An 11,776-nucleotide genomic window follows, 5' to 3' on the forward strand; every position below is an offset into this window, starting at 1 on the left:
TTGCAAAATAGCCCTAAAGTATGATGTCAGGCTGTCATTATCTATTCAAAATCCAAATGTTCTGCTGATAATTTAAGCATGAAAAGTCCAATAGTTTAAATCTTAGAAAATTTTTACTAAATCAGAATTTTTTAGTGTCCAATTTTATAAGTTTGGAAGGTCTTGTATTATATAAGTTCGTCCCTTATTAAGGATTAGAACAAAAAAGTCGGGAAACCTGGACACAAAACCCGAGGAGAAAAACCAAATGGCAGATTCGGCGATTATACAGAACATACTTAACCCACCGGTACTGTTCTTCTTTTTAGGAATGGGAGTCATCATCTTCAAATCGGATTTGGTGATCCCTGAGGCTCTATCGAAATTCTTTTCGATGTATTTACTATTTGCGATCGGATTCAAGGGAGGCCACGAACTTTATAAGACTCCTTTTAGTTCCGAACATGCATTAACTCTTCTTGCATGTAGCATCATGGCAACTTTAGTACCGATCTACGCTTATTTTATTCTTAAGACCAAATTAGAGAAACATAACGCTGCTGCCTTGGCCGGATCTTTTGGATCGATCAGTGCGGTAACATTCGTAACTGCAGGTGCATATCTTCATAATTTGAATATCGAATACGGTGGTTTTATCGTAGCTGGTATGGCTCTTATGGAATCTCCTGCGATCGTAATCGCAGTTATCTTAGACAGACTTTCTAAAAATAAAGCTAACGGTGGCGGATCCATTAACTGGAAAGCTCTTCTTCATGAAGCGTTATTTGGATCTTCTATCTATCTTTTAGTAGGTGCCTTGATCGTAGGTTACTTGACCGGAGATAGCGGCTGGAATGCTGAGAAACCATTTACGGAAGATCTATTTAAAGGAATCCTAACATTCTTCCTTTTGGATATGGGAATTTCTGCGGCAAAAAGATTCAAAGAACTTACTCACGTAGGCTTCTTCCTCATTGCTGCTGCAATCCTATTAATGGTGATCAACGCGAGCATAGGACTACTTCTCACTAAGGTTATCCATATGCCGGAAGGAGATGCATTAATGTTCGTAGTTCTTTGTGCTTCCGCTTCTTATATCGCGGTTCCAGCGGCAATGAAGGATATGATCCCGGAAGCAAATCCGAGCATCTATCTTACGGTGGCATTATCAATCGTATTCCCGATCAATATTATCCTCGGGATCCCATTGTATCACTACTTAGTTAAAGCTATCATGTAGGGTATTTTTCCCCTCCGGGAGTTTCTCTCGGAGGGTTTATTTTTATTTAATATAAAAAAACGTAAAATTCTTTGGACAATCCCCGAAACCTGGGATTTTTGTATCCGTTTTTAAATATTAGAAGTAATTTCTAATATTTGGGACAAATAAAACACGGAGAACCATATGAAAATGTTTCGATTCTTTAAAACAATCCACCAAATCCGATCGATTGGTAAATTCAGTTTAATTCTACTATTTTTAACCGTTGGTTCCCAGAGCATAATTGCTCAAGCGGCTAATAAAGGAACCGTAACGGCAGAACCTAGCCCGACACCAGTCACCGCGACTCCTCAAAAGTCCGCTACAGAGGAAGAAGATAGTTATGTATCACCTATGAAATCGGGCGGTTTGACTCCTGATTTCACAAGAAGTACATTCTTCGAACCGGAACTCGGAAAAAAAGTCGCTAATCATAAAAAGGCATGGTTAAACGACTGGATCAGGGTAGGAGCGTATGTTCGTCCTAGATACGAGGACAGATATAACCTAGCATTCGATAAATCGAATAAGGGTTATACATCCAGGGCGATGCAAACCTCTCAGGTTTTCTTCATTATAGATCCGAGCCCTTATTTTTCTGCAAAAGTTACCTTCCAAGATGCAAGAGTCTGGGGGGGAGAAACTCCAGCAAGTGTTGGCGACGTTCGTGCGAACGTTTTCGATGCAGCCGGAACAACTACATCTAGTAATCCTGCTGCAGGCTCCGGGGCAACTATCCCTAGCCAAACAACTCTTCGAGAAGCTTTTATCCTTTTGAAAAAACTCCCTTTAGATGCGAAGGTTCAGTTAGGTAGACAGATTTTAGCTTACGGAGACCAGAGATTACTTGGTGGGGCCAATTGGACAATGAACGGTCTGTCTTATGACGGAGCTCGTATCATGTTCGATCAAGACAATTACAAGATCCACTTCTTTGGGACTAAGATTGCGGCAAACCAGAACGGAGTGAACGGAGTAGTTTCGGCTAATGCACCTATTAGTGTTACCGACCCGGTTACTAAAAAGACGACTGTAGTAAATCCTGGACAACCTGATCAATACATCGTTGGTACCTATAACTCTGTAACTGCAAAAGATTGGTTTACTCTTGATGTTTACTCGATCGGGCTTTTGACAAAAAAGACTGCGATTGCAGGAGCTAAATCAGATTTAGATCTTTATAATAACTCTTGGGCAAAACAACAAAGTGATCTAATCACAACTGGTTTTAGGATCACTAATAGAACTGCGAATAATAATCTTCCTAAAGATGGATTCTGGGGAGCTTTGGATTGGGCAATAGAAAGCGCATGGCAAACTGGAGCAACTGGAGAAAGATCTGTAAAAGATCCTCTTTTGAATTCTTATGTGCAACAAAACGTAGCTGGACTTGCTACTTCTAACTACGGTACCCAAGCACAAAAATATTCCGGATCTATGCATGTTTTCCAGACCGGTTATACTTTTTTTGAAAAGTTAAGAGCAGGTTTCCAATATACTTATGCTTCCGGGGACAGAAACCGCACGGATGGAAGTAACGGCACCTTCCAAACTCTTACAAACCCACGCTTTGGAGTATTCCCTTATTGGAATAACGTAGCAGGTCTCTCCGAGAATATTGATACTAAAAACTTAAGTTCTTATAATTTCAATTTTTCGTATAAGACTGACCATTACGGAACATTCTACGCTGCTTACATCATCAATAACAAAGTCCAGACACAAGATGCTTGGTATGCAATCAACGGTTCTGCAAACACTGGGGCTTCTACTGAAAGTAATGGTGTTGGGCAAACAACAATCCAAGTCGGCGGAACAGGAAAAAACATTTATAACGAATTCGATTTAACTTGGATGTACGTTTTAAACGATTACGTTTCGATCTGGATCGGTGGTGGTATCTTGACTGCGGGTAATGCTGTTAAGAATCAAAGAAACGCTCTATACCATTATAATCTTCAAGCTGTCGGAACAGAATCCGCAGGTCTCCATTTGAACACAGGAGTCGCGACAGGAGCGAACGGAACAGCCTCTATGGCTCATATGTTCTTCTTCCAAGTAAACGCAGGCTTCTAAAAAAGGAACACATATGACAGTATTGGCTTATCTATCCGTCATAACTTCTCTGCTTGCACCGTTTCTAATAGGAAATGTGCTCGGAGTAGATTTTTTCGGGAAAGATAGTTCGATCGGTCTTGGGTTATCTCTCCAAGCGATACTAGGTAGTTTCATAGCCGTATATGTATACGGTTACGAAAAAGAAAGAAAGGCGTTGGTCATTTTTGGCTACGCCGTTTTTTTTCTAAGTACAGGAATTTGTTACCTGGTAGGAAAAAGTTTGTGGCTGGTCCTCTTCTGGGAATTGTCCACGATAAGCGCCTTTCTTCTTTATATCGGAGGCAAATGGAATGATGCCTCCATACGAAGTTTTGTAGCCTTGGTTGCTGCCGGTGGGATTGGCGCCTTCTGTTTTACGTTCTGGATCTTTTCGAATGATCCAAGGTCCGGATTATTTTTCTTGATCTTGGGACTTTTGATCAAGTCAGCATTTTTCGGAGTTCATTTCTGGTTGCCGGAAGCACATGCAGGAGCACCTGCTCACGCTTCTGCAGCTTATTCCGGTTTATTAGTGAATCTACCTCTTGTATTATTTTCTAAATTTGCTCTTCCACTTTTACCTGGAACTCATTATGCAACAATCCTGATACCGCTCGCCGGCATCGGAGTATTATGGGCAGGGATCACCGCATTATTCAGTAGAGAAGTTAAAAAATCCATCGCTTATAGCACGGTGGAAAATATGAACTTCTTGTGGCTAAGCTTACTTATCTCCGCTTATTGGCAATCCAGTGAGCAAGAAAGTTTAAGAATGCTTAGTAAGGCATTCGGAGTTCTTTTCCTAATCTCCTTGGTACATCATAGTATCAGCAAAACATTTCAGTTCTTATTCTTCGGATACCTTACTAAATTATCCGGAAAATCGGAATCGGATGAAAATACAGGCGTGGGAAGGATTAGTGGAATTCCTACATTTTTAGCAGCAATCGGAACAATGAGCTTTCTTGCGATTCCAGGAACGACAGGCTTTTTATCCGAATCAACATTTATCAAATTATTATCCGCAGTTTTAGAAGTTACTGATACAAGTGCAGCACTTGTTCTACCACTTCTCATTTTAGTCTGCACAGGTTTAGCGGTAGGAGCAGCGGCTCACTTAAAACTTTTCCTTGGACTTGTTCTTTCCAGACCTCGCACAAATTTCGAAGACCATGGAAAGAATACAACGATCAATGTTTCCTTATTTTTGACCGGAGCCTTAGTGCTAATTTCACCTCTGATCATTCTAAGTCTCACAAACTATTATGCAGTGAGAGTGGAATGGCTGGATTTCTCTTGGTTTAGAGGGATCGGTATCTTGAATGTAATCGGTCTAGTCATACTGTTAAGCGTAGGGTTGTTAGGACTCAGACATAAGATCAAAGAGAGAAAACTGTGGGATTGTGGCGGCTTATTCGGCGGATCGGAAGTGGCGATCGCGAGTTCAGCTCTTTCCGATCCGCTAGCCGCTCCTTTAGGCAGATATTTTGCAGACGAAGCGGGCAATTCCAGATTAGACAAAGGGTTCATTAAGATTCTATTAAGAATACTTTCTTCTTTGAAAGCTAAGATCAGGGGAGCGGATGATGAATCCATCTCCGTAGACTTAACTTATTCATCTTTTACTGTATTAACAATCTTGATCGTAATCATCATCGTTCGTCTTGCGGAGGGAGACATATGGTCACAGCTACTTTCTTATTGGGCATTCTGATCCAAATTTTAGCCTTTATATCTCTTCCTTTCTTATGTGGAGGTATTCTCCAAAAGATCAGGGCTTATGCCCAAGGCAGAAGAGGTGCACCTGTTCTCCAGATCCTATATGACACTGTCCGAATGATCAAGAAAAGTCCGATAGACGGTCCTTTCTCTGGATTTTTTTCGGAGAGTTCCGCGATATTCGCTTTTGCTTTCGGATTGGTTTTATGGTCCTTAGTTTCTTTCGAATGGGCTTCCTTATTACTGATCCCATTTTTGATAGGAATGATCCGATTTGCTACTGTGGCTTATGCGGTAGAGAATGGAACTTCTTTCGGTGGAATGGGAGCAGCAAGAGAAACTCTCCTTTTCATCTTCGGCGAACCAATCCTGATCTTAGTGCTTGTAGTATTAGAATCTAATGTAGTATTTCACGAAAACTTCGCACATATTTCTTTTGCGATCCTGTTCTTCTTGGGAGCAACATTGATCGTTCTTTCTGAACTCGCCAAACCACCATTTGATGATCCAAGAACTCACTTAGAACTTACAATGGTTCACGAGGCAATGTTATTAGAAGCTTCAGGAAGAACTAGGGCATTTTTCGAACTAGCTCACCAATTCAAAACTGCTTCTTTGTTCTTACTTCTTACCAAACTGGGACTGGAACATGTGGAAGTATTTTTAGGAGTTTCCTCCGTTCCGATCTGGAAAGAGTTAGCTTCCTTCGGAGGGGCCATTCTTCTTTCCGCGTTAATCGGTTACTGGGAAGCGAATAGCACCCGAAGAAAATGGATTTGGATCCCGGAATTACTCGGACTGAATTTTATCTTCATGCTGATCTTGGGAATTCTCCTGAAACTAGGTAAATAAATATGAGCGCAGACCTTAGTTATCTTATCATTTTACTGACCGGTGTGGTCATTCTTTTAGAAAACAGGCTTAAGAGGGTAGTCATCCTTTTGGGTATCCAAGGTTTTCTTTTACTTCTTCCTTTATACCAAGAAGAAAGTGGAGACGGTTTCCACTCTATCTTCTTAGCTGCGATGGTAATCGTATTTAAAGGGATCTTAACTCCTATCATCCTTTTTTGGACAGCGAGAAGGATACATTCCCCAGAATCAACTTTTCCTAAAGTAGGTTACCTTCCCACACTCGCACTTCTGTTTGCGGGCGCTGCGGCTTGTTACTTCTTTATGGATATAGTCTCCGCATTCTTTGGGAAGTCCCATCAATACGGATTATTATATGTCCTTCTCCTAATATACATCGGAGTGATCGGATTTATCGTAAGAAGGAACTGGATTGGCGTAATCGCATGTTTCAGTATCTTTGAGAATGGAACATTCTTACTTACACTCCTTCTAAAATCGGGAGTTCCGATAGGAAGCGAGTTCGGATCCTTTTTGGATGCTGTATTGATCATAGGAGCCGGTGCCGCGCTCAGGATCAATAGCGAACAATATAAGGGGGAAACATCCAGATGAACTTCGATATTCTTTTAGGGATCGGAGCAGGAGTCTTCGTCCTAATTTTTCTGACTTATGTTTTAGCTCCTACTAAGAACCAGACCAATTTACTATTTTGGTCCATATTACTTGTTATTTGTGCTGCAATCAATATTGCGGTCTGGATCATAAGTGATTGGAGCGAGGAAGTCTCCACTCTGCAATGGGTCTTGATAGAAGCGACCACATTCGTTGGCGCATTACTTATCTCCTCCAGTAGAACTGCAAAATCATTTCCGATCGCTTGGAAATTTTTGCTGATCAACTCTTTCGGATTAGGTATCGCATTCTTGGGGATCATACTCATTCGGTCTTCTTTGCATGTAATCAATCAGCCGATCGAATTTTTAGCGGCAAATTCCTCTTCCCATCCTGAGATCATTTGGGTGGAAATCGGTCTTTGGCTCGCAATCTTCGGATACACAGCTAAGCTCGGACTTTTCCCAAATCACGTCTGGATAGAAGATACTTATGGAGAAAGTCCCACTCAGGTGTCTTCTTTACTTTCTTCATTCATTCCTGTTTCAGTTTGTTTTGCGCTTAGACCTTTCGTACATCTGGATCACCAACTTTTCCCTCATACATTCAGCGGAGCCGATGGTTTATTGGTCTTAGGAATATTAACAATTTTCTTAAGTATCTTTGCAGTATACGATCGTGATGATATCAGAAGAATTTCCGCAAAAGTTGCTCTTTTCCACACTGGAGCCTTGGCGGTTTTCCTTTGGATGGATTTAAACGATACCGCCTTCTTATTCATGATGGCGACTAACTTAGTGGTGAAATCACTTTTATTCATCAGCATGGGAATTGTGAGAATGGATGCAGGAAAAAGAGAACTTCACAAGATTATCCAAGCGGACTCGATCAACAAACCTGCATTGTCTCTATTCATCTTAGCTCTCTTCTTGGCATTCGTTATGCCAGGATCGCCAATCTTCGTGACGGATATTATTCTGATCAAGGCAGGGCAGATAGGTGGAAAAACATTCGTGATCCTGGTCCCAATTTTAGGAATCATATTCTTTGGAGTGATGTTGTATAAACTGGCTCCTTTATTGAATATCAAAGGAAGACCTTTTTCAAAAGATCTTTCTACCATCCTTAGGATCAGAATGACTAATGGATTTTTCCTACTTCTACTTCTTCTCAGCACAGGTTGCTGGGGATTTTACCTGTTATTACAAGGTGTATTATGAAAAACGTTACCGGAATTTTCCACACTTCGGAAACGAAACAAACTCATCGTTTCTGGCTGACCCGAGAAGGAGTAGAGAAAGAAACTCTTTCTAAAAACGCGGAAAAAAGTTTATACGAGGATCATTCCAATCCCATCTGGATCCTCAGACATAGTCTTGGCACTAACCAAGGAGCCGAAGATTATTCTTCTATGGATTATGAGAAGTATCTGTCACAAGATAGAAAACATCTTCTTGAAAAATTCCTGACCAAATCCGGTATCAAAGATTTGGTATATAGAGGGATCAATGTTCCCGTACCGACTTCTTTTTATTCACATGCAGTTGGACCGATCCATGCAGGTGTGATCGAACCCGGACATTTTCGCTTTATAGTAGAAGGAGAAGAGATCCAAAATTTGGATATTCGCCTTGGTTTCCAAAAAAGAGGCCTTTTAGAAAAAATGAAAGGCCAGAATAAGGACTCCATCTCTCCTTATGCAGAGGCAATTTCAGGCGATTCCACAGTTGCTTATGCGATCGCATTCAGTAAGGCATTCGAAGAAGCTCACGGCATCCAAGTTCCGGAAGAAGTAAACTTCGCAAGAACCGTTCTTTTAGAAATTGAAAGGATCGCCATTCATATCGGAGATATGGGGGCAATTGCGGGTGACGTAGGATATTATCCGCTCCAGGGTGTTTGCGCTATGCAAAGAGGAGTTCCTCTTGGAGTGATGGAAGCTCTAACCGGTTCTCGTTTCGGAAGAGGTGCATTGAGCCCAGGAAAAGTAAGACTTAAAAAAGAACTTACAGAATCTTCATTAAACGCTCTGGCAAAAAGGATCCAAGATGTTACTTCCGATGTGGCTGGTCATTTCGAAAGAGCTGCAAATAAATCCACAAACAGAGAAAGGTTGCAGATCTGTGGAACGCTTACTCATAAACAACTCAAAGATCTGGGTTTTGTGGGAATGGTAGAAAAATGTACAGGCTTTTCTAGAGATCTTCGCCATCATGATTCCAGCTATTCTCTTGCAGGAGAATCCATCAATTTGGATCTGGATGCAGGCCAAATGAAAGGAGATGCCTGGGCAAGATTTTATCTTCGTTATGAAGAATTAAAAAATAGCGGGCGTTGGTTGACTAAGGCTATCCCAGTATTAAAAAATTTTCATAAAGTTTACGAAAGTTTTGAAAAAGCGAAAGTTTCTAAAGCAAAACCGGGAGTATATTTCGGCACCGCAGAAGGATGGAGAGGCCCTGTTTTAATTTCCTTCTCTTTAAATTCTTCAGGAGATATTTCGGAAGCATATGTTAGAGATCCTTCCGTTCTGAACTGGCATGCTTTGGAACTTGCGGTAAGAGGGGAGAATATCGGGGATTTTCCTCTGAATAATAAATCTTTCAACCTCAGTTATGTGGGAGTGGATCTATGAAACAAATCCAGGAAATTATCAATATATTCCGTCCGGCAAAAAATCTAAATTTTGAGAAGATGGGACCGACCAATCCGAATGCGAGAGGTATCCCTGTTCCTACTCCTAAAAAAGGATTCCATTTGGACAAATCCATCGAGAAGGTTTGTCCAACAGGCGGATTAAAAGTATCCTCTTCAAAAGAAGTGACGTTTGATTATGGTGCATGCCTACAATGCGGTCACTGTGTAGAAGCTTCTGCCGGGCAATTGGAAAATTCAGGATTCGTTCATGTATATTCAGTAGATAGAGAAGCATTAAAAGTACGTTATATAGATGGGATTCCTGCCTCTTTCGAGGAAGAAGTTTCGGAAAACGTAAAACAATTCCGCAAAATCACCAAAAATACCGGATTTCAATACAGAGAAGTTGCAGCAAGTGGGAACAACGCTACGGAAGCGGAGATCAATGCAAGTTTCAATGCGGTTTTCGATAGTGAAGCAAGCATGGTAAGAGTAGTAGCTTCTCCCAAACATTCTGATGCAGTTGTATTTGCTGGTCCAGTCGGACCAAATATGGAAATCCCATTACAAGTTGCTTGGGATACAACCCCAGGTCCGAAAGCATTGATCGCCTGCGGAACTGAAGCTGTTTCTGGAGGATTATTCCAAAGAGGGAAATTACCGAAAGAACCGGATCTATTTATTGGAGGAGATCCTCCTAGACCGGACGTAATCGTAAGCGCATTCCGTTATCTGATGGGCAAAAAGAAGTTCTCCTTTAGGGAAGAACTTTCCAAATTCATTTCGGAACGACGCTCTAAATCTTAAATCTCATTCGGAAGCATTTACGTAGATATGATCATCTCGCCTGCGTAAAATGCTTCCTTCGTTTTTAAACCAATCCCGGAAAATTTATCTTCTCCGTTTATATCGGAGATCACATCAGTAGGATACGAAATCCTTGGATCCAATTTTGTATGGATCGGATAAAATCTTTTTTGATCCAAATATGAGTAGGTAGTCAAGATGACCACTTCCTGGTTCTGAAATACTGCTTCTAAATTTCGGACCATAGTATTTACACGAGAAGAAACGTTCTCGTTAAAATCTTCCCAACTCCTAAGCTCTCCCGAAACTTCTACATTCAAATGAACGATAGCAGGGTAGGGCTTTGGGTCATTTTGCCTGTTCTTATCCAAAACTTTTTTAGCAACGAGTAACGCGTCGGTATCGTCCCCTCTTCCCGTTTTGACCAGAACTGCTTTATTTCTCTGCAATAACTCAAAACCTTCTCCGTAACAGATCAGCTCCTCAGCATGATCCAAATGTTTCCAACGTTCTTCCGCGGCTAATTTAGAAAGTTTACGTTTTTGGTTTAATGTATAAGCCACGTTCCAAATAATCTGGTATAATAAACTAGGAAGAAGTGTAGAAGGTAGATCCTTAATTCCGGAAAGTTTCTGGTAAACCGCATGAAATAGATCCGGCTGTATCAATTTTTGGATCTCTATCTCCCCGGCTGAAATGATCGCGGATATTTCACGGATCAAAAAAGACTTAAGGGAAAGAGAAGTTTGGAAGTCTGCATAAAAATCAGGAACCTTTCCGGAAAACAATTCTTCCGGAGTTTTAAATCCTACATTTTTAGAAATTGCAGGATCCTTAATTTGATACTTTAAAAAAGCAGAATGGAATATCTCAGAAGGTTCGTTAAATCCGAAATTTGCCACTATTTCCTGAGAATCTATAATAGTTCCATCATCAAATATCAAAGTTTCGGACATTAAATCCGTATTTGTAATCCCTTCGATCACATAGAGTTGTTCTTTAGGAAAAACTTTCCTGACTGCGTCCGTCTGGTTCTTAATAGCAGCACGGGCGGCGTCTTCATCTCCACCGTGAGCAGCACAACCTAAACCAGGAATATCAGATCTGTGCATGTACGCGATAAATAATGCAGGCATCCCCGGAGTGTTGCATAACGCATCATTTACAACTCTATCGATACGATTCCAGAACCAAAAATTATTCAAGTTAGTAGAAACAATATTCCCATCCGTTCTACCAAAACGTATCGTAGTAACAGGATATCCTTTTAGTTTACTTCCATGAACTCTTCCGTCTATACATTTAGTAACTAATACTTTAGGAGTTCTTAAACTAAATTCACGGATCACATGTTTCATTCTATGGATCGTTTCCGATTGCAGAATGTTTTCTTTTAAATATTGATCTATGTATTCTTTTGCCGGTCCCAATTGAATTCTCCTATCTTTAAGTCCGTAGAATACTTTCCCAATCCAGCAAACTTCTCTATATAATTCTCAGAATAATAAAATCCACATCTCTTGGAAATCTATTTATGCGACAGAAGAATGGTCATAAGTTGAATAAAAAGGGAGCTGTTATTTTAAAGTTTTTCAGCTTATGTTCAGCCTATTTACATCTAAAATCAGGGTTTAAAAAATCTGAAAAAAGAGAAAAAGTCGGAGAAATAAATACAAAAGTTATTTGACCGGTTGAGTGACGTAATTAATATGGTCTTTACGCCTGAAGGAGTTCGCCCGGGAGGGAAAGAAGCCTGAGGGGATCTTAAAAGATCTTTGAAAACATATAGAGTAGCGTGACCCGCGAGATT

9 protein-coding genes are annotated in these 11,776 nt (G+C 40.7%); 8 read left to right on the forward strand and 1 reads right to left on the reverse strand.

The genetic code is table 11. From position 1 onward, the window contains the following. The first annotated feature begins 247 nt into the window (after nucleotides 1-247). The 8 genes from CH377_RS12055 to CH377_RS12090 all read left to right on the forward strand — a co-directional run bounded on the left by CH377_RS12055 (nucleotide 248) and on the right by CH377_RS12090 (nucleotide 9,966). Nucleotides 248-1,219 (forward strand): sodium-dependent bicarbonate transport family permease, encoded by a 972-nt coding sequence (locus tag CH377_RS12055; RefSeq protein ID WP_100724040.1) that lies wholly within the window; start codon nucleotides 248-250, stop codon nucleotides 1,217-1,219. A 171-nt stretch (nucleotides 1,220-1,390) separates the two neighbouring features. Beyond that, nucleotides 1,391-3,316, forward strand: coding sequence for an alginate export family protein (locus CH377_RS12060; RefSeq protein ID WP_423789951.1), 1,926 nt, complete (start codon nucleotides 1,391-1,393; stop codon nucleotides 3,314-3,316). A 13-nt stretch (nucleotides 3,317-3,329) separates the two neighbouring features. Continuing rightward, entirely contained in the window at nucleotides 3,330-5,051 is a 1,722-nt protein-coding gene (locus CH377_RS12065) for a proton-conducting transporter transmembrane domain-containing protein (protein WP_100724042.1), read from the forward strand. Continuing rightward, complete coding sequence (locus CH377_RS12070) at nucleotides 5,018-5,908, forward strand: NADH-quinone oxidoreductase subunit H (RefSeq protein WP_100711716.1); 891 nt, start codon at nucleotides 5,018-5,020, stop codon at nucleotides 5,906-5,908. The genes CH377_RS12065 and CH377_RS12070 overlap by 34 nt, the downstream gene beginning before the upstream one ends. 2 nt (nucleotides 5,909-5,910) lie before the next feature. Next, complete coding sequence (locus CH377_RS12075; protein ID WP_100724043.1) at nucleotides 5,911-6,522, forward strand: formate hydrogenase; 612 nt, start codon at nucleotides 5,911-5,913, stop codon at nucleotides 6,520-6,522. After that, nucleotides 6,519-7,742 (forward strand): proton-conducting transporter transmembrane domain-containing protein, encoded by a 1,224-nt coding sequence (locus CH377_RS12080; RefSeq protein ID WP_100724044.1) that lies wholly within the window; start codon nucleotides 6,519-6,521, stop codon nucleotides 7,740-7,742. The genes CH377_RS12075 and CH377_RS12080 overlap by 4 nt, the downstream gene beginning before the upstream one ends. After that, complete coding sequence (locus CH377_RS12085) at nucleotides 7,739-9,157, forward strand: hydrogenase large subunit (protein WP_100724045.1); 1,419 nt, start codon at nucleotides 7,739-7,741, stop codon at nucleotides 9,155-9,157. Before CH377_RS12080 ends, CH377_RS12085 begins: the two co-directional genes overlap by 4 nt. Continuing rightward, on the forward strand, nucleotides 9,154-9,966 hold the full coding sequence (locus CH377_RS12090) for an NADH-quinone oxidoreductase subunit B family protein (RefSeq protein ID WP_100724046.1): 813 nt from the start codon (nucleotides 9,154-9,156) through the stop codon (nucleotides 9,964-9,966). Before CH377_RS12085 ends, CH377_RS12090 begins: the two co-directional genes overlap by 4 nt. 17 nt (nucleotides 9,967-9,983) lie before the next feature. Here CH377_RS12090 and CH377_RS12095 read toward each other — a convergent pair whose 3' ends face one another. Further along, nucleotides 9,984-11,396 (reverse strand): hypothetical protein, encoded by a 1,413-nt coding sequence (locus CH377_RS12095; protein WP_100724047.1) that lies wholly within the window; start codon nucleotides 11,394-11,396, stop codon nucleotides 9,984-9,986. Nucleotides 11,397-11,776: the final 380 nt, after the last annotated feature.

This window comes from Leptospira haakeii (assembly GCF_002812045.1).
GTDB classification, from domain to species: Bacteria; Spirochaetota; Leptospiria; order Leptospirales; family Leptospiraceae; genus Leptospira_B; species Leptospira_B haakeii.

Bases quoted from the DNA above. Each gene is read 5' to 3' on its own strand.
- CH377_RS12055 (WP_100724040.1), top strand. From the start codon at position 248: ATGGCAGATTCGGCGATTATACAGAACATACTTAACCCACCGGTACTG.
- CH377_RS12090 (WP_100724046.1), top strand. From the start codon at position 9,154: ATGAAACAAATCCAGGAAATTATCAATATATTCCGTCCGGCAAAAAAT.
- CH377_RS12070 (WP_100711716.1), top strand. From the start codon at position 5,018: ATGGTCACAGCTACTTTCTTATTGGGCATTCTGATCCAAATTTTAGCC.
- CH377_RS12075 (WP_100724043.1), top strand. From the start codon at position 5,911: ATGAGCGCAGACCTTAGTTATCTTATCATTTTACTGACCGGTGTGGTC.
- CH377_RS12085 (WP_100724045.1), top strand. From the start codon at position 7,739: ATGAAAAACGTTACCGGAATTTTCCACACTTCGGAAACGAAACAAACT.
- CH377_RS12080 (WP_100724044.1), top strand. From the start codon at position 6,519: ATGAACTTCGATATTCTTTTAGGGATCGGAGCAGGAGTCTTCGTCCTA.
- CH377_RS12060 (WP_423789951.1), top strand. From the start codon at position 1,391: ATGTTTCGATTCTTTAAAACAATCCACCAAATCCGATCGATTGGTAAA.
- CH377_RS12065 (WP_100724042.1), top strand. From the start codon at position 3,330: ATGACAGTATTGGCTTATCTATCCGTCATAACTTCTCTGCTTGCACCG.